Annotated in this window: 21 protein-coding genes and 1 pseudogene; 17 read left to right on the forward strand and 5 right to left on the reverse strand. The window is 43.4% G+C overall.

The annotated features are described in order from the left end of the window. Positions 1-52: 52 nt before the first annotated feature. Entirely contained in the window at positions 53-304 is a 252-nt protein-coding gene (locus J2X61_RS10955; protein ID WP_310187781.1) for a hypothetical protein, read from the reverse strand. Between J2X61_RS10955 and J2X61_RS10960 the strand changes: the two genes are divergently transcribed. The 4 genes and pseudogenes from J2X61_RS10960 (at position 299) to J2X61_RS10975 (ending at position 3,696) form a co-directional block, all read left to right on the forward strand. Continuing rightward, complete coding sequence (locus J2X61_RS10960) at positions 299-1,591, forward strand: histidine--tRNA ligase (protein ID WP_310187783.1); 1,293 nt, start codon at positions 299-301, stop codon at positions 1,589-1,591. The genes J2X61_RS10955 and J2X61_RS10960 overlap by 6 nt on opposite strands. Positions 1,592-1,841: 250 nt before the next feature. Beyond that, positions 1,842-1,937, forward strand: a pseudogene (locus J2X61_RS10965) (tryptophan-rich sensory protein); the annotation flags it as partial. Between the two features lie 81 nt (positions 1,938-2,018). Further along, positions 2,019-3,005, forward strand: a complete 987-nt coding sequence (locus tag J2X61_RS10970; RefSeq protein WP_310187784.1) for a Rieske 2Fe-2S domain-containing protein — start codon at positions 2,019-2,021, stop codon at positions 3,003-3,005. 109 nt (positions 3,006-3,114) lie between these two features. Beyond that, the gene (locus tag J2X61_RS10975) at positions 3,115-3,696 is read left to right on the forward strand and encodes a histidine phosphatase family protein (RefSeq protein WP_310187785.1); all 582 of its coding nucleotides are present in this window, start codon (positions 3,115-3,117) and stop codon (positions 3,694-3,696) included. 417 nt (positions 3,697-4,113) lie between these two features. Here J2X61_RS10975 and J2X61_RS10980 read toward each other — a convergent pair whose 3' ends face one another. Both J2X61_RS10980 and J2X61_RS10985 read right to left on the reverse strand, forming a co-directional pair. Next, positions 4,114-4,503: a DUF6223 family protein gene (locus tag J2X61_RS10980; RefSeq protein ID WP_274470077.1), complete on the reverse strand. Its 390-nt coding sequence runs from the start codon at positions 4,501-4,503 to the stop codon at positions 4,114-4,116. 76 nt (positions 4,504-4,579) lie between these two features. Further along, the gene (locus tag J2X61_RS10985) at positions 4,580-4,978 is read right to left on the reverse strand and encodes a DUF6223 family protein (RefSeq protein WP_274470076.1); all 399 of its coding nucleotides are present in this window, start codon (positions 4,976-4,978) and stop codon (positions 4,580-4,582) included. 171 nt (positions 4,979-5,149) lie between these two features. On the opposite strand from J2X61_RS10985, the gene J2X61_RS10990 reads away from it, so the two are divergent. Together J2X61_RS10990 and J2X61_RS10995 are read left to right on the forward strand one after the other, a co-directional pair. Further along, a complete protein-coding gene (locus J2X61_RS10990) occupies positions 5,150-5,842 on the forward strand; it encodes a response regulator transcription factor (protein WP_274470075.1) in 693 nt (230 codons plus the stop codon). Beyond that, the gene (locus J2X61_RS10995) at positions 5,839-6,981 is read left to right on the forward strand and encodes a sensor histidine kinase (RefSeq protein WP_274470074.1); all 1,143 of its coding nucleotides are present in this window, start codon (positions 5,839-5,841) and stop codon (positions 6,979-6,981) included. Before J2X61_RS10990 ends, J2X61_RS10995 begins: the two co-directional genes overlap by 4 nt. Before the next feature lie 57 nt (positions 6,982-7,038). Here J2X61_RS10995 and J2X61_RS11000 read toward each other — a convergent pair whose 3' ends face one another. Together J2X61_RS11000 and J2X61_RS11005 are read right to left on the reverse strand one after the other, a co-directional pair. Then, positions 7,039-7,908 carry a hypothetical protein gene (locus J2X61_RS11000; protein WP_396135431.1) on the reverse strand — a complete coding sequence of 290 codons (870 nt, stop codon included), beginning with the start codon at positions 7,906-7,908 and terminating at the stop codon, positions 7,039-7,041. Positions 7,909-8,129: 221 nt separating this feature from the next. Beyond that, positions 8,130-8,795 (reverse strand): TetR/AcrR family transcriptional regulator, encoded by a 666-nt coding sequence (locus J2X61_RS11005; RefSeq protein WP_274470072.1) that lies wholly within the window; start codon positions 8,793-8,795, stop codon positions 8,130-8,132. A gap of 357 nt (positions 8,796-9,152) precedes the next feature. Here J2X61_RS11005 and J2X61_RS11010 point away from each other — a divergent pair, with 357 nt between their 5' ends. From J2X61_RS11010 to J2X61_RS11060, 11 genes are all read left to right on the forward strand, one after another. Then, positions 9,153-10,295: an MFS transporter gene (locus tag J2X61_RS11010; RefSeq protein ID WP_310187788.1), complete on the forward strand. Its 1,143-nt coding sequence runs from the start codon at positions 9,153-9,155 to the stop codon at positions 10,293-10,295. A 61-nt stretch (positions 10,296-10,356) separates the two neighbouring features. Next, a complete protein-coding gene (locus J2X61_RS11015; protein WP_310187789.1) occupies positions 10,357-11,787 on the forward strand; it encodes an aldehyde dehydrogenase family protein in 1,431 nt (476 codons plus the stop codon). A gap of 289 nt (positions 11,788-12,076) precedes the next feature. Further along, complete coding sequence (locus tag J2X61_RS11020; RefSeq protein ID WP_310187791.1) at positions 12,077-12,553, forward strand: hypothetical protein; 477 nt, start codon at positions 12,077-12,079, stop codon at positions 12,551-12,553. 160 nt (positions 12,554-12,713) lie between these two features. Then, on the forward strand, positions 12,714-13,247 hold the full coding sequence (locus tag J2X61_RS11025; protein WP_310187793.1) for a hypothetical protein: 534 nt from the start codon (positions 12,714-12,716) through the stop codon (positions 13,245-13,247). A 255-nt stretch (positions 13,248-13,502) separates the two neighbouring features. Next, positions 13,503-13,778, forward strand: coding sequence for a hypothetical protein (locus J2X61_RS11030; RefSeq protein ID WP_310187794.1), 276 nt, complete (start codon positions 13,503-13,505; stop codon positions 13,776-13,778). Positions 13,779-13,944: 166 nt separating this feature from the next. Beyond that, on the forward strand, positions 13,945-14,472 hold the full coding sequence (locus tag J2X61_RS11035) for an RNA polymerase subunit sigma (RefSeq protein ID WP_310187795.1): 528 nt from the start codon (positions 13,945-13,947) through the stop codon (positions 14,470-14,472). Then, positions 14,429-15,046, forward strand: a complete 618-nt coding sequence (locus J2X61_RS11040) for a hypothetical protein (protein WP_310187798.1) — start codon at positions 14,429-14,431, stop codon at positions 15,044-15,046. Before J2X61_RS11035 ends, J2X61_RS11040 begins: the two co-directional genes overlap by 44 nt. A 467-nt stretch (positions 15,047-15,513) precedes the next feature. Further along, positions 15,514-15,732, forward strand: a complete 219-nt coding sequence (locus J2X61_RS11045; protein ID WP_310187800.1) for a hypothetical protein — start codon at positions 15,514-15,516, stop codon at positions 15,730-15,732. A gap of 39 nt (positions 15,733-15,771) precedes the next feature. After that, positions 15,772-16,494 carry a class I SAM-dependent methyltransferase gene (locus J2X61_RS11050; RefSeq protein WP_379240069.1) on the forward strand — a complete coding sequence of 241 codons (723 nt, stop codon included), beginning with the start codon at positions 15,772-15,774 and terminating at the stop codon, positions 16,492-16,494. Between the two features lie 89 nt (positions 16,495-16,583). Beyond that, on the forward strand, positions 16,584-17,276 hold the full coding sequence (locus tag J2X61_RS11055) for a response regulator transcription factor (protein WP_274470060.1): 693 nt from the start codon (positions 16,584-16,586) through the stop codon (positions 17,274-17,276). A 13-nt stretch (positions 17,277-17,289) separates the two neighbouring features. Next, on the forward strand, positions 17,290-18,285 hold the full coding sequence (locus tag J2X61_RS11060; protein ID WP_274470058.1) for a sensor histidine kinase: 996 nt from the start codon (positions 17,290-17,292) through the stop codon (positions 18,283-18,285). Positions 18,286-18,307 lie beyond the last annotated feature (22 nt).

An 18,307-nucleotide genomic window follows, 5' to 3' on the forward strand; every position in this document is an offset into this window, starting at 1 on the left:
ACGATAATGCAAAAACAAGGGACAGCCAGCTGGCCGCGACAGACACACCGAATCAATCTTGCATGGGTTGGTGTGATCCGTTATAATCGTTGTATTCAAGTGTCAAAGGAGATTGAGCCTCATGAAAAGAATCATGTTGAATCAACTTCATCATCACAAAAGGCGTTAGCACACCTGTAAAAAATCCAGGGTGGGCTAACGCTTTTCGCGTTGGCCTCCCTGCGGCATATCGAGCGCGCAGGACCATGAGGTCCTGCGCGTTTTTTATTTTATCAAAAAATTGAAAGGATTGATTCTTGTGCAAAATGTAAAAGGTACCTATGATTTTTTTGGAAAGGAACAATCGCTTAGAAAAAAAGTTCAATCCACACTTCAAGAAGTGTTTGAACTGTATGATTTTGATGGGATGGATTCCACTATACTAAACGAGCTCGATCTTTTGGCATCGAAGTATTCAGGCGGCGATGAAATACTAAAGGAAATGTACCAAATAACAGATCAAGGTATGCGAAATCTTGGACTTCGATATGACCTCACTATTCCTTTTGCAAAAGTGATCGCATTAAATCCAGGTATTGAGCTTCCTTATAAGAGGTACGAAATTGGTAAGGTATTTCGAGATGGACCTGTTAAGAGAGGTCGTTTACGTGAATTTTTGCAGTGTGATGTTGATGTAGTTGGAATTGCAGGACCTGAGGCAGAAGCTGAGTTAATGCAGTTAGCAGTTGAGGTTTTCAAAAGGTTGGAGATACCGATTACTCTCAAGTGGAACAATAGACGTTTTTTGAGTGAAGTTCTTGAATCAATTGGTGTCCCTTCCAGTGAAAAGCAATCTGTTATGTTGACACTCGATAAAATTGAAAAAGTTGGGAATGTCGGGGTAATAAATGAGCTTGTTAGCAAAGGTTTAGATTCCCAAGTAATCAATGCAATAAAAGGATTAATGGAATTAGGCAATCCAACTTTTGAGATGGTGTCATATAAATATGGAATCCAAGAAACCCCCGGGTCACTAGAAGTCCAGTATCTGCAGAATATCATCCAGAATTTGGGGTTAGAGCAAATATGCAAGTTTGATCCCTATCTATCTCGTGGATTATCTTTTTATACAGGAACTGTTTATGAGATCTTCGACGCTTCTGGCTCTTTTACTTCAAGCTTAGGCGGTGGTGGCCGTTATGATGCCATTATTGGACAGTTAATCGGTAGGGACGATATTCAATATCCAACAGTAGGCATTTCTTTTGGAATGGAATCAATCATGGAGATGCTTAAGAATCGCCCAGTTCAACTACCAGTCCCTTTAGTCTTAGTAATTCCTATTGGGGAAACGGTTCCAGAAGTGCTTAAAACAGCTGCTAAATTGCGAGCAAATGGTTTGCGTACAAGTATAGACACAAGTGGAAGAAAGTTAAGAAAATCACTTGCAGCAGCCTCTTCTAAGGGGATTCGATATGTGATTCTGATAGGTGAAAATGAAGAAAAACTTGGGAAACTTTGTTTGAAGGACATGGACGAACAGAAGGAAATATTGCTGAGTATTCAGGAGGTCATTGACTTAATCTCCTCAAGTATCACGATTGTGGATTAAAATTCTATGGGGCTTAATTGTAAACTAAATCAATAATGTAAAGCTAAAGATTGTCCTACTGAAATGTTCATTAACATTAATGAAAACACATTATCTGCTGCCAGGAAGTCTAGCTGGAGGACTGAACCTTAGTTGACAATGGATTGAACGAAAGAGTTTTAGGAATGTTAGGATGGGCCGAATAGTAATACCTTTGGTTGTAACTTAATAATAATAATCAAATGGACGAACTTATTTTTGGAGTGTTCCTTATTCTAAATTTGCAGCTTGGCTGCTGGTTCCGTATTTACTTTGGTCTTGCTTTGCCACTCTTTTTGCTTGGACCATCTATAAGCTTAATGCTTAAATGAAGATGCCCGAAATGATGCTCCAACTGCCTATAAAGTAGAACTGATGGTATGCTAACACATAGGAGGGCTACAATCTCATGTCTGATACGATATTGTATCGGGAAATTAAAGAAAGTGATCAGCGCGTGTTTCCTCTAGCTTGGTATGCTGTCGGTTGGTCGAAGGAGCTGAGTTCGAAGCCGATAAAGCGTAGGCTTCTAGGTAAGGATGTCGTGTTGTATCGAGACAGTGCTGGAGCATTGCAAGCGATACATGCCTATTGCCCGCACCGAGGGGCGGATTTATCCCTTGGATCCTGTCGCGGAGGGCAGTTGAGGTGTGCTTACCACGCTTGGACATTCGATGCCGACGGGCGTTGTATCGATATTCCGGCTCACCCGGAGCGGGCGATTCCGGAATTCGCCCATACGGTTGTATACCCCGCCATAGAACGGGCAGGACTGCTATGGGTGTACCCGCAAGCAAAAGGGGATAAGTCTCAGGAGCTGCTGTTGGAGCCCCAGTTGTTCGCCGAACTGAATGACCCCACGTTTAAATGGGCCGCATACGACGCTAAATGGAATGCGCATTTGACGAGAGTGATCGAAAGCGTCATCGACGTAGCCCATGTTCCCATCGTTCACCGCAAGACGATTGGCAAAAACTCTTCCGTGGAAATCCGTATTTCGTTCGAAACTGAAGGGGACGACATCCTTGTCAGCAATGGAGGGGCTCAGTTGAAATATCGCTTCCCCCAGCAATGGATTCTGACCCCGATCCAGGAAGCAAAAAATAAATTCATCAATTACGTCACGTTCACCCCAATTGAAGAGGAAATAACCGCCATATACGGGTATGCAGGCCGTAATTTTGCAACGTTCGTGCCGGGGATGAACTATTTATTTTCCAAATACAGCTCTAGGGTTCTTGAGGAAGACCGAGACATTGTCGAAAGTCAGCATCCTCGGCCAATCCCGGAGGCGTTACGCATGGAGGCGCATGTGCCGGCTGATGGTCCGCAGGTTAGGTTCCGGCAGCGGTGGTATAAGTTTCTGGCTGGCAACGAACCCCGGATTTATGTTTAGTGGGGGTCTCCTCACGAAAAGAAAATTTTACTTAACTTTCTTACTATAAAAAACCAAAATGTGGTTCAATAAGTTGAAACACGTAAGTTAGCATTTCAAGGAGGATTATATGAAGACCACCCTCTATATGGTTAGGCATGCCGAATCACCATACACTGAAGGAACCGAAAGAACAAGAGGACTTACCACTAAGGGCGAAGGCGATGTTGAAAAAGTTACAGAAATTCTTAAAGAAGAAGGAATAGATGTTATTATATCTAGCCCTTATAACCGAGCAATCCTGAGTATTGAGGGACTGGCACAGCACTTAGAATTAGACATCAAAACGTTTGAAGATCTCAGGGAAAGGGATTTTGCAGGTGAAATGATTGAAAATGGTGAGTTAATGTCAGTTATTAGAGAGAAATTTTATGAGTTTGATTATTCTTTACCGGGAGGGGAGTCTAATTCTGATTGCCAGAATAGATCGATTTCAGTGATAATAAACATATTGAAAGAACACTCTGGGAAAAAGATAGCTATTGGAACACATGGACTTGTCATGACTTTGATGATGAATTATTTTGATTCAAGTTATGGTTTGGATTTTTTAAATCAATTAAAGAAACCAGATATTTATAAATTAAGCTTTGAAAATTTAGAATTAAAAGAAGTAATTAGACTGTGGAATGAGGATTTTGGGTTAAGCTAGCGCGACACGACAGTTGAATATCAAAAAGGAGTGAATTTGGCGGATAAGTGGTTCTTAGGAAGCAGAAAAGATGACTAGAAAAGATCGTCCGGAAAAATACCGGACGATCTTTCTGCAATCACGCATTACCTTCTAAGCTGAGGGATATACCCGTCCCAAACAACCTCTCCCAACGGATACCGTCATCGCTTACGGCGCATCCGATCTGCTGGGGCCAATTATTATAGGCCCCGGCATAGAACATGATCAGCTTGCCTTCCCGCTTGCACATGGCGGCGGCTTCGATACACTCGCCCTCCCATGGCAGCTCGGGCTTCAGGATCGTACCGTCGCACGCCTGGGTCCAAGCCTCACGGCCGAAGTCCGAGTCGAGCGGGGCTGTGGCCGCTTGCTTTTTTATTTATGATATACATCGGTTCAGCGGGTACGGCGGGAACTGTACCAAGCCATTCCAGAGAGGACAGTCGAGATTATCGACAGTATGACAGCGAAGGCGGCACCGCCCCGCCCGTTACCGGAACCAATATCGCCAGGAGTGTGACTAAAGTGCGGCCCAGCGATGAAATAGGCAATCAATGCCAACACGACGGCCACGATGGTCCCAATTCGCCAATTCCCTTTGCCGGAACGATCAGAGGCACGGACCAAGGACCACCAGCTGATGACCAAACTGCCCAACCCCATTACTACCGTAACGATAATCTTGATTCGTGCGGGGGTAAAACCGTAGACCTGTTCAGCTGAGGCAATTGTTGGCACAAATAGAAGTGCACAAAGGATTACGATCGAAACAAGTTTTAATTTCACGCTTATTCTCCTTCCACTGACATTACTTGCGCCCTCCAAAAAGCACGTTCTCAAGAGAGGCAGAACAATCGTCAAATTATTTGTTACGAAGAGAGCGGGTCCAAGCCGTACCAGCAAGCAGCAAGCCGATTAGGCCGATCGCGATCGCTATGATCGCTCCAGCACGTCCGTTGCCAGTGTTGAAACCGCCAGGGGTAACGGCTAGATGAAATGCAGAGAGAAGCACACAAAACAGACTCAACACAATGGACATAACAGACGACCATTTTCCAGTGGCCAAACGACCGGTTGGACGGGCGAGAGTGATCCCAGCAGCAACTGCGCTGCATAACCCAATCAACGCAGCCGCGATCGTCAAGAGCCGCCCGGGGGTGATAGTGCCATAACCAACACCAGTCCCTTCAGCAAAGGCGATCGTCGGGACAACTAGTAGAAATACAGAAAGAATTGCGAATGAAACAAGTTTAACTTTCATGATGATTTCTCTCCTTTCACAGCCAGTTTACACAACAAATGTCGAGAACTTATGCAGATCTTCCTCTCTTTGTGTGGATTTCTTTAAGAATCTACCAAATCACGGTATAATTTCGGTAAGTGATATAACTCTCGTCAATAGAATAAGTCTATAAGGAATGATGTGATGGGAATGGAGCCGAAATTGTTGCTAGTTGAAGACGAGCAGGGCATGCTGGAGGAGATTCAGACCTATTTGCAACGAGAAGGGTTCCGGGTATTGACCGCCCGTACGGGCAGGGAGGCACTTATCATAGCCCGGTCTGAACGGCCTGATCTCGTGGTTCTTGATTGGATGCTCCCGGAGATAAGCGGAATTGACGTGTGCCGCGAAATCAGGCAAACCTCACATTGCGGCATTATTATGGTCACAGCGCGATCGGATGAATCGGATAAAATTGTCGGTTTGGAAATTGGCGCGGATGATTATTTGACGAAGCCGTTCAGCTTGCGTGAGCTCACTTCGCGCATTCGGGCTTTACTTCGCCGCTTACGCGGACCTGAAGACAAAGACAGGGCGATGTTCTTGGAAAGAGACAACTTGTTTATTTCCGAAGCTAAGTGCCAGGTATTTAAAGACGGTCAGGAAATCCAATTAACACCTACTGAATTCAAAATTCTGTTCACACTGGCGAGTCGTCCCGGCATTGTCTTTAGCCGTTTGCAATTATTAAATGCTGCTATGGAGAATGAGTACATGGGATACGAAAGAACGATGGATTCCCATATCCGGAATCTTCGCCGCAAACTGGGGGACGATCCTGCTAGTCCACAATATATTCAAACGGTATATGGCTTCGGCTACCGATTCGGTGAACGCTCATGAAGATGACGGTCCGTATGAAAATATTTGCCTATATGGGACTGCTCGTGCTTATTGTAAGCATCACTTTCTCCCTTACAACGCAAGTATACACAGGCGGTTTGATCGATCAATTTAAAAGGGAACAAATCGATGCCAATTATTTGAATGCCACGCCCGAAGAGCAAATCGAAGTCTTTAAATCTTATATCCTTGAAAATATGCGGTTGAGTGCACTGCTTAATGTCACACACGGCGTGCGCTTGTTCTTTTTTGTTGCAATTGGGTTGTTCTTCAATTTTTGGATATCGGGTGTGCTGACCCTCCCGCTCAAAAAGCTTATAGCCGCCATAGAGCGGGTTGCACAGGGCGACCTGAACGTCAAAGTACCAATAGACACGAAAGATGAGTATGGGAAAGTCGCCCGAACGTTCAATGATATGACATTTCGTCTGCACGAAGCCGAGGAAGCCCGCAGAAGATTGGTGGCTGATGTTGCTCACGAGCTTCGTACGCCGCTGTCCATTATGCAGCTAAAATTGGAAAATGCCCAACAGGCCGGTCCATACATTCCTTCTGAAACGCTGCTTAGACTGCATGACGAAGTGATCCGCTTGAGCCTGCTGGTGGAGGATCTACATGTTTTGTCATTGGCTGAAGCGGGCCGGTTAACCTTGGATCGCAAACCGCTCGATCTAACGGATAGACTTGAACAAATCGTGGATGATGTGAAAATGGAGGCTGAAGAGAACGGACTGGCAATCTGCCTCTCGTCGAGCACGAGGCCAGTGATAGTTATGGTTGATGTGAGACGGATCACCCAGGTATTTATCAATCTACTGACCAATGCAATCCGTTACACGCCGGAAGGCGGAAAGATTTCGGTCGTTATTGAAGATAATGTCATGGACCAGAATGCGGTCTATGCATGTGTCTCTATAATGGACACCGGCATCGGAATTCCCGCGGAAGAGCTTCCTCACCTGTTCGATCGTTTTTATCGCGTGGAAAAGGCCCGTTCGCGTCATACAGGCGGAACGGGGCTGGGATTATCTATCGTTCATCAATTTGTAAGAGCCCACGGCGGTTTCATTCGCGTTGCGAGTCAGCATGATGCAGGTACTACATTTATCGTTTATCTGCCTAAAGGGAATGATATTTAAATCGTTATAACCCGGCGCAACCTTGATGGTGATACAGTATAGAAGAAATTGCTGGGCTTAATAGCTCTTATTGATGGAGGCAATATGACGCGAACGAACCAGAAGTATTGCAGGCACTAATGAAATCAAAAAGAAACCAAGGGCGAGAAGCGGAAGTATAGACCATTCCAAAATCGAGGAGCCGAGAATCGTCTGCGTGCCGATCGCTGTTAATCCAAGTAAATAGGCGCCGCCCGTAATATGGATAGGTTTGCTGGGAACCGTAGTTGTTAGCGATGAGCGCTTTGTCAGCCACGCAACCAACGGCAATGCTTGAAGAGCGTGGAAACCGAGGCCATGCAGCCAAATGATGTTCCCATGCAGGCCGACGGTTCGGCCCTGATTGACGGATATCCAGATTCCGGCCGCAAACGAGAACATTACGGCTATCATCGCATAGCGGATGCTAAGCACGAGTTCGGGACGGAGCTTGTAAGCTTTTTTCCGGAAATATTGAATCGCCAGAAACAAATAGAACAGCACCAGTAGCAGCGCTACAAAGGCGAAGATAGAACCGACCCCTTGATCGAAGGCTGTACCGTTCTTCACAAATCTCGGGTTGACGCCGCGAAAATTTTGGACCGTTTCGGCAAAGTAGGAATACAGAGCAAGCACGATGTAAGACCAGCGAAAGACCGTTCTGCTTTTCGTTCCTAATGCAGAAAACGGACTAATCGCTGCCGTCGATAAAATAAAGATGCCGAGTGCAGCATTAAACGAGATTGCTTTGGAGACATCCCCATGCGGAGCTATCTCTGCACCATGAAATATGACCCATACCCCGCAAATCCCTGCCAGCAGAAAACCGAGCAATCCGGTAATCACCAGCCATTTCTCCCCTTCAAAAACCCTCACTTTCGGCTTCGTTCCCCAAGTTTGATTTATCAATTCCGAACACCCTTTCATAAAAGATTTATTACCTTCACTTTACAGGCAGAATATGGTACGACGTAACAGACTTGGGAATGAAACAAAGTTAGACTCAAGTTATAGCTTTATACTGGACTTAAGTCTTAATGACATGCTTGTAAGCGACGAAATAGAAAAGGCCAACCCGCAAAAGGTTGGCCTTAGTTATATCGACTGAAACGGTGAACCGTATTCGCAACTTATAATGTTCGGTTAAATTTCTCAACGATATGGTCGATGATTGGATGTATGTTGGCGTCATCGACGATGGACATCTTATCCGCTTTGAATAGTTGAATCTTCTTAAATTGATAATAATCATGTAAAACTTGTTGAATGGATATTTGATTATAGAGTAAGTACTTCACTTGAATGATTTCACGAAGCAAAATATCATCTTGCAGTAAAATGAATTTCTCATTTATCGGGTTGAAAATACCTTTGTCTTTTCCGTATTGATAAAACTTCAGTGTTTGCTGCTCACGCTTATTCAAAGTTCCTTTCAGCAAATCGTATAAATCCGGATAAGCTGCTTGAAGATCTTTTAAAAAAACGTCCGTAATCTTGCCGACAAGCGATAAGGATTGTTCAAACAATTGCTGAAACCAGGTGCCGAATGAGGTATCGTCATTTTCCAACTTGGGATCTTCAAGCTCGTTAATATAATCGACAAAAACTCGAACGACGCCTTCGATGACTTCTTCTTTGGAAGAAAAGTGCTTGTACATCGTGGCTCTGCTAACATCCATATATTTGGCGATATCATCCATCCTTAAGCTTTGAAAGCCATCTTTCATGACAGACGTAATTAGCTTCTTAAGTAATTTAATCTTCGTTCCATCTGGTTGATGTACTGGTTTATTCATTGTTTTGCCTCCCTGCGAACTCTCCTTCTATTATACATGAAAAATCTGAACTATAAACATTAAAAATAAAAAAGACGTTATATATTTATTTAGTCTAAAAATGGTGAGACAGAGCAGACGAGAATCTGCACTGTCTTATAATTTGTTTTATGGCGATACAAAATGAACGGAATATTTATAATAGACGAAATGTATGTTTTTTGTATATAATGAATCATGTCGACGATGCATTTCTAACTATGTGGGAACGAGGAGGAGAAATATGTAGATAATGAAAACAATGGAATCATCATTTGAATTTGAAGAAAGAAAGGACAAATAAGTATGAAAACAAGCGCGAGAATAGCTTTGTTATTCTTGGCAGTTACGGCTTCATTCGCACCCATGCTGGCAGCTCCTGCAATCAAATTATTAAAACTTGATTTCCCGGATACCAGTTCCCTGCTCATTCAATGGGTAGTCACTTTATCTTCTTTATTTATTTTGCCTACGTTACTATTCGCCAGTACTTTGGCCAAAAAATTTTCCAGGAAAAGCATACTTATTGTGGGTTTAATGCTTTATATCATTGGAGGAATCGGACCTTCATTCGTTAACTCCATTCCTTTGATCCTGGTTTTCCGGGCTATTCTTGGATTGAGTATCGGATTAATTTCACCAACCTTTAATGCCCTCATTGCTGAGAATTTTCAAGGTGATGAACGCACCAAAATGAACGGCTGGGTTACAGCTATAAATGGAATCGGAGGAGCTATTTTTCTATCGATCGGTGGCTTTGTTGCCTCATTCGGCTGGAGAAGCGTTTTCTTAAGCTATTCCTACGCGATTATCTTGCTGATCTTGGTTATTTGCTTTATTCCGAAATTTCCGCCCGTCCAAGTTCAAAGCACGGTAAACACTTCAGTGGCGAAGATTCCTGCATTTTTTTATGTAGTTGCCATGTTAAGCGGGCTGCATGTCCTGCTTTATTTTACGATTCCAACCAGCATGTCTTTATATTTAGCGGAAATAGGTGTCGGTACGGCTTCGAGTGTCGGTTATTTTTCTGCCCTATCCTTGTTTAGTATTTTTCTTGCTGGACTTGCGTTTCCCATGCTTACTCGGGTATTCCATCGCTATATGGTTGCATTTGGAATCATGTTGTATAGTCTAGGATTTTTAGTCGAAAGCTACGCACAGAATATATGGATGATTGCTTTTGCTGTCTTTTTGCTAGGCTTTGCGCAAGGATTCTTCTTCCCGATGTCTTTCACGAAAACAGCTCAAATGGTATCGAAAGAGCGACTCACAATGGCAATTTCGATCTTATTGGCCAGTATTTATACGTTCCAGTTTATTTGTCCGCTTTTCATGAATGTTGTGCCATCGTTGTTTGGATTCAAATCTACAAGAGAAACATTTTTACTTATTTCCATCGTTTTAGGTGCATCTGCCTTGATATCGATTCTATTAGCCAAAAGAGTACAGACACCGCAAGCTGCGGAGCTGAGAAACAATTAATGCGTACCACATTGAAGCAATAATCAAAAAATATGATTGGCCGGAGAGGGAGGATATATATATGCGCAAAATTAATCGAATTTATATTAACGGGGAATTTGTTCAACCACTGGGGACAGACGAACAGGTACTAATTAATCCTTCGAACAAAGAAGTTATCGGAAAAGTCATTCTTGGAAATGAAGAAGACGCGAAGAAAGCTATCGCAGCTGCTAAAGAAGCTTACAAGACATTCAGACATACATCCGTTCAGGAACGTCTTGAAATCCTTGGGCGGTTGCACGACGCAATCATGGCTAACATGGACAGCATGGTTGAAGCCAATATCGAAGAATATGGCGCTCCGAGGAGAATGGCGGTCGGCAGAGTGAAACTTGCAGCCAGCAACTTCTTGAATACGAAGGAAGCCTTAGAGAAATTTGAGTTCACGCGCTATATTGCCTCAGCCAAAATCGTATCTGAGCCAATTGGTGTAATTGGGATTATCACTCCATGGAATGCAAGTTATTCTCAAATTACAGCGAAGTTATCTGCGGCGATTGCGGTGGGGTGTACGGCTGTCATTAAGCCAAGCGAGCTTAGCGCCATTCAGACGGATGAGATCGTCGAAGCTTTCCACCAGGCAGGTGTGCCCAAAGGGGTGATTAATATCGTGAATGGGTACGGACACACGGTTGGAGCCGAGTTGACACGTCACCCGGATGTTGCCATGATTAACTTTACAGGTTCAACTCGTGTTGGGAAAGAGATCCGCCGTGGCGCCGTCGATACCATGAAACGAGTCACGCTGGAGCTTGGCGGCAAGTCGCCAATTATCGTCTTGGACGATGCGGATTTTGCAAAAGCGATACCGATTGCCGTAAACCAAGCTCTTACTAACAACGGTCAAGCTTGTATCGCCGGTTCTCGCCTTCTTGTTCCAGAGCACCGCCTTGAAGAGGTTAAGCAATTGGCAAAAGCGGCGCTGGAAGCCGCGAAAGTCGGCCTGCCTTCACATGAAGATACTGCGCTCGGTCCGATTATTACAGAAAAACAATATCAGAATGTGCAGAGATATATTCAAATCGGTTTGGACGAAGGCGCCGAACTGGTCACCGGCGGGCTTGGTCATCCCGAGGGTCTGGAGAGCGGATATTTCGTGAAGCCAACGCTTTTCGCGAATGTAACGCAAGAAATGACGATTGCGAAAGAAGAAATTTTTGGACCGGTACAAGCGATTCTCACTTATAAAACAGAAGAAGAAGCTGTTGAGATGGCCAATCATACGGCCTACGGCCTCTCTGCCTATATTCACTCCGGAAATTTGGAGAAAGCGAATGAGCTTGCTTCCCAAATTGAGGCGGGAACCATCCTCATTAACGGGGCCGTTCACGAAATGAAAGCGCCGTTCGGCGGGTATAAGCAATCGGGAATTGGACGGGAATATGGGGAATATGGTATAGAAGAGTGTTTGGAAACGAAAACAATTACAGGCCATGGCGTAAGTAACTAAATTGAAATTGGGTAAGTTTAAAGAAGTGAAGCTTCTAAGGGGCACTCGAAAAGCGAGAGGCTCCTTTTTTGTTGCGAATGAACCCGCAATCGTTTACAGCTTCGACAAACTGCGATACTCTATGAGTAATGAAAGGCGGAGACTAGTTGAAGGCGCTTATGCCGTAGCCTATTAGTCTGTGTCGTGACACGTTGAAACGAATACGGATGAGCCGTACATGAAAGGCAATACCGGGAAAGGAGCTCTATAGATGACAACCTACTGCAAACGTTGCGTCAGCGACGAGGATTTGGCCAAAGTCAGTTTATTTGCTGTTGAGAACAGACGTGAATTGCATCCTTCTTATGGTACTTTGGACATGGTCTCCCTATTATGTTCTCATATTACGCAGGGCCATTTGATTGCTATCATGGATTCAGACGATAACGTGCTGGGGATGATGACTTATTATCAAGGCACGCCTGAGAAAGATTTCGCCGATCAGGAAATCGCCTTCGTAAATTTTGCTATTATGGACAAAGCACACCGGGGGACACGCCTATTTGTGAAAGGACTCTATTACATGGTTGAACTGATCGCCGAAGCGCATCCGAATGTTCAGGAACTCAGATTCAATGCTTTATCGGAGAATACATACATATGCAAACTTTATTCCAAATTTGCCAATATAAGCCATACGCAAGAGAGTCCGCTTGGAGAAGAGACTGTGTTTTGTGTCAAAATTCACCAAATAAGGACTACCTTAACCCGACTTTTCAAGGTATAATGTAGGTAATAAATACTACTTAATGCGAAATGGAGGATCACACAATGTTTTTGCCACCACCAAATATCGACAAAAAAACTGGCGGTAAATTGGGAAGATTCGCTATTCTCAATGATACCTTGAGAGCAATTCCACAAGTACAGCCGCAACCTGCTAAGTAATGTCCTATCTATGCCGACCGTGTACGACGGAACTGGATTATGAGATTTACGTGAAGTTCTTGCTCCGGCACTATGCCGATCTGAACATGTCGTATGCATTTGCCGTTCAACTTAGTTTTGTGAGCAGTCCACTTATGTTCGGTAAGGCGATGTTGATCCTCTCGGAAGAGGATTACGAGGTTGTCGGAGCTGCCGGTTTCGTCTATGGAACCGGTCTTAACGGCTATGAGGATCGGCACATCTGTCAAGTGGAGGTCGCGTACCTGCGTCCGGAATACCGACGTTCGACCTTGTTTGTGCAAGGTCTTGTGGCGCTTCTAGACATGATCAAAGCCGGCAGTCCGGATGTGGAGAAGGTTCAGTTTTGGGTAGAGGAGGGGCAATCGGAGACGGAAAGGCTCTTCTCGAAATGGAGTGCGTTACCGGGTTCCGAAAAGCTTCTCGTGAACGGGCTGGTGTGTCACCAGTTGCCGTTTCGTCAGCTGGAGGACTACGGCCGCAGGTTCAAGCGGCGGTACCGGACGGACAAATGAACATGCACAATGTAGGCGCTGATTACAATGATCAGTGCCTTTTTTGTTGTGACGAAGCGGGGACGAGCAGTTGGGAAGGCAAGTAGACACTGATTAGATGATATTGAATTAATAGGACACGATAGTGTGAAAACAAGGGACAGAATGCCGAGGCAGGCAGCTGTCCCTTGTTTCATTAAGTAACGGGCAGATACACGCAACTATCATTATGTTTATAGCGTCTATTTCAGTATTTACCATATTGGAGGCTTACAAATGATGAATGGAATTGAGGCATTCATTGTCGGAAGTGTTGATAACTTAGGGGCAGGACGTTGGAACATAGCAGGGCGTGCTTGTGAAGTTATTTGCGTAGGAGATATCTTAAGGTATGATTTAAGAAGTACTGATGGTAATAACAAATTACAAGTCTTATCAGTAACATCCTACAATATGGAACTGTATACTCTATATAAAATGATGACTGGATCTATATTGGTGAGTGCAACCATAGAAGATAAATTAGAAAGTGTAAAAATGTTGTATAGATAGGAGATAATTATCTGAAATTGTTACGATCCTCGGCGGCCTCATTAAGCTATTGGCGTTTAAAAAAAATCTAATTGAGCTTGTATTTCGAAACTTTATATAAGGATATCGCGTCTATCACTTTGTTGGTAAATATTGGCATGTGTATGTAAAGGAGTGAAGTTAGAAAATGAAGATGAATATAGTTTTATCATTGGTGGTAATACTTGTCACAATTACAGGTTGCTTTAGCAAGGAAAGTAAGAACGCTGAAACAACACCACTTCAGACAGCACTTACAACCTCATCGTCAGATTTTAAATTGTCAGACAGAGAACATGAGGTGTATAGCAACTTTCAAAAAGACTTAAATGAACAGCATTTGAAAGTATTAGAACCAATTAGTATTGCAAAGTTATATGTTCAAGCCAGATTGGACAATAAAAATGAGGTTGCATATGAACTATATACAGATAAAAGCGGGTATGTTCAATGGTCAAAGGAAGAGGATAAAAAAATCCCGAGTTCCGATAGAGGAACAAAAGAACAAATTCTTAAAACATTTCGTAATATTGAAAACGGGGAATTCGTACAATTAAGCGATTTTGAAGGGTATATTGAGTATCAGTCAAGTGAAGATGCACAAAGCAAATCGGGATTTAAAATGATTAAAGATGATGATGGTATTTGGAATGTTTCATTTACGCCTATTCAATAGACGAGCAACGCAAGGCTGCCGGTTGATCGGTGGCCTTTATGACCTAACGGGTGGAGATCCTATGATGAAATATATATTTGTCTTTCTAATTGTATTGGCCAGCGCGACAGGTTGCGTGGGAGAGGAATCTCCACGAGCGACTAGTCCCGCCATATCGGTACTGCCGAGTACAGGCTCCGATTCGTTTAAACCGTATACCGATCATGTGCCACCGAATCCAGAAGTAATGGATTTAGAGGAGCGTAAAGCATTATCACCGTTAGGCAAAGAGGTAGTGGCTTTATTGGATGATTATGTGTATGTGTTTAACAACCGTATTCCGCAAAAGGACGGAGATAAGTTCGAGGCAGTGGATACGGCGGGCTCTGTACGGTTTACGGAGGGAGAAACATTAAAGCTGAGGGCAACGGATCAGATCCGGGCGGATGGTCCCGTAGTCATCATTAATGCTTATGCTGAACTACGCCATCAAGCGAACGATCCGAATCCATTTTGGATTGGAAAGCAGCAATTCCGGTTTCAAATTGTAGATGAGAAGTTGAAATTGGGATATTGGAACGAATCAGCCTCATAATCCTCTATGGGGTGCACGGAAGTAAAATTATTATATGAATGTATTCGTAAGGAAGGGGGCATCGTTGATTTCGATTGGTGTACGCGACTTCCATGATTTTGAAAAATACATTGATGCATTATTACAACGCCGAAGTGAAATTGAGCAAGAGCGCAAGTATTCAATTAACAGGACACGATAGTGATTAGCAGCGCGGCAGCCGGTCAGGGAACGGCTGCTTTTTTCTTTGAACTAAAGAGTGGGATAGTTCCAATACTTGGTAGAGAAGAAAATGGTAAAATAGATCGAGAATATTACTGAGAAAGAGGTGAACAACTTCTTGAATGTTACTTATGAGGAGATCACCAAGAAAGGCGTTGGTGTACTAAATGAGGATGCTATTATAATGCATCCGAAAGCAAATTTGTATGGAGCTTTGGATGGTGTATTCAGGATGATGGTGTGGAGTTCATACGACAGGGGATTGCATGATTCTAGCCGTCTATGCTAATGAAGTGGTTCGCCCATTTACTTGGAGACAAGTTTCTCACTTAGAAGCACCGGCATTCGCTAAATGGCAGGAAGGAATAACGAAAGGCCTAAAAACCCAGAAAGAGCTTCATGAAACCGTTATTGATACAATAAGAAAGAACCGATATGGCGCTAATTCAGATGGTGGTTACGGGGTTTTAAATGAGTCAAAATAAAGTAGAGATTTTAATGTAAAAACCATTGGGGGGAAAGTGTTGTCAGTTAACCGACTTGAGAGAATTCGATCGAAAGAAAAACAGTATCACGATGATTGTTATGAAAATTCTATACTTTTTCAGCATGGTTCTTGGCTGCATAAACCCGTAAAAACGATTCTAGATTTATTCGAAGGATTGGATGAGAAAAATGACTTGCGGATACTGGATCTAGGATGCGGCGTCGGAAGAAACAGTATTCCCTTAGCCCAAAGGCTCACGAATGCTGGCGGGAAAGTTGTCTGTGTGGATTTGCTTCAATCTGCTATAAGAAATCTTGAGAATTATGGTAAGCAATACGAGGTTATCGATAGAATTGAAACAGTTATTTCTGATATTAGTGATTTCAACATTTTACCTAATTCCTATGATTATTTATTTTCAGTATCAGCGTTAGAGCATTTGGATTCTAAGGTAACTTTCGATAGGGTACTAACAAAAATGATAGAGGGAACAAGAGAACAAGGGATTCATTGTTTGATTATTAATTCGAACATTAGTGAAACTGTTATAGGAACAGGTGCACAGATAGATCCTATGTTCGAATTACTGTTCGATACAGATGAGTTAGTTAGCAAACTCCAAATGTTGTATAAGAATTGGCGAGTGTTGAAACAAACTGTTAAGGGTTACGAAATTGAAATTATTAGAGATGGTAAAGAAGTGTTACTGAAAAGTGACGTTGTAACCTGGGCAGTACAAGATAGCCGTAGGTGTAATTGAAGAGCAATACCCGCTCTTATGGTTATAAACACGATTGGTTAAAATGGTATGAAGGGAGTGATTTTAAACGTGGGGGAGCGGCGTTCGCTATGAACTATACAATATTCATTATAGAAGATGATACCTCGATAAGCCGTCTGCTGAAAGAGCATATTGAGAAATATGGACTTTCGGCAAGCGTGGCGGAGAATTTTGAAAGCATCATGGAACAATTTCATCTCATCAAGCCTCATCTCGTCCTGCTGGACGTTAACTTGCCCAAGTTTGACGGGTTTTATTGGTGCAGGCGGATCAGGGAAACTTCCAAGGTCCCCATCCTATTCATATCGGCGAGAGAAAGCGGGCTGGATCAAGTGAGAGCTCTTGAGAACGGTGCCGACGATTACATCACGAAGCCATTCTCCTACGAGGTCGTCATGGCCAAAATAAACAGCCAAATCAGACGAGTCTTTGGAGACTATGCTCATGCGGCCGGCGAGCGGGTCATCGAACTGGACGGTTTACAATTATACCCGGAACGATTAGAGCTGGTGTTTCAAGGCAAGACGGCCGTTCTGACCAAGAAAGAAGCGATCCTGCTCGAAAGCTTGATTCAAACCTACCCTCGGGTAGTGAACAGGAACTATCTCTTGGAACAAATGTGGGATCACGCTGATTTTGTGGAAGAGAACACGCTCAACGTCAATGTCACCAGGCTAAGAAAAAAATTGCAGGATCTTGCTATCGAGCATGGGATCGAAACGGTTAGAGGCTTGGGCTACAAATTAAACAAGAGCTGGTAGAAGGCGGTGGCATATGCGTTTGTTTTTAGATGAGCATAAGGGTTATATCGCTGTTTACTATTTATCGGTGATGTTAACCACTTTTTACTGCGTTCTTGCAAGCGATTTTCGATTGGCAGATGTTTTGTACGCATTCTTATTCAATTCTTTCATTCTTCTTGTATGCTTAGGCTGGAAATATGTGAAGACTAAAGATGTCTATGCCTTATTGCACCGTAGTTTCCAATCTATCGAGGAGTCCTCTGTGGATCAAGGCGATTCATTTTGGGGGCGCCAGATTTCCGCGCTTTTCAAGCAGCAATACCGTTTATATGAAGAGAACATACAGCAAATCAACAAGAACCATCAAGAACACTTAACTTTCATCAATCAATGGGTGCATCAGATGAAAACACCGCTTTCGGTCATCAGGCTTGAGCTGGAAGCAAGCAGAGCGCCTTATGTGCACAGCATGAGCGAAGAAGTTTATAAAATGGAAAAAGGCCTCAATATGGCCTTATATTATGCGCGACTCGATGCGTTTGAAAGAGATTTTGTAATCGAGAAGGTCCGTTTGAAGCCGTTAATTGTAGATAGCATCAGCCAGGAGAAAAAGCTGTTCATTAAAAATCAAATCCTGCCGAAAGCAGATGTGGATGACAGCATTGAGGTATATACCGATGCCAAATGGATAAAATTTGTGATCGAGCAACTGATAATCAACGGCATCAAGTATTCCAGCGGTAAGGGCAAATATTTGACAGTATCCGCTTATAAGACAGACGAGCATAGTGTGCTGGAAGTCACGGATGAGGGCATTGGTATCCATCCGAAGGATATCAAAAGAGTTTTCCACCCTTTCTTCACCGGGGAAAATGGAAGGATTATGGGAGAATCGACGGGAATGGGGCTGTATCTTGCCAAGAAGATATGCGACAACCTCCATCATCCCATTCATATTCAGTCCGAAGTGAACCGGGGGACGAAAGTCACCATTCTTTTTGATCATATCCAAGCGAATCATAGCTAGTACCTTCTGAAGAACGTGCCTT

It is taken from the genome of Bacillus sp. 3255 (genome assembly GCF_031456485.1).
GTDB lineage: Bacteria > Bacillota > Bacilli > Paenibacillales > NBRC-103111 > Paenibacillus_E.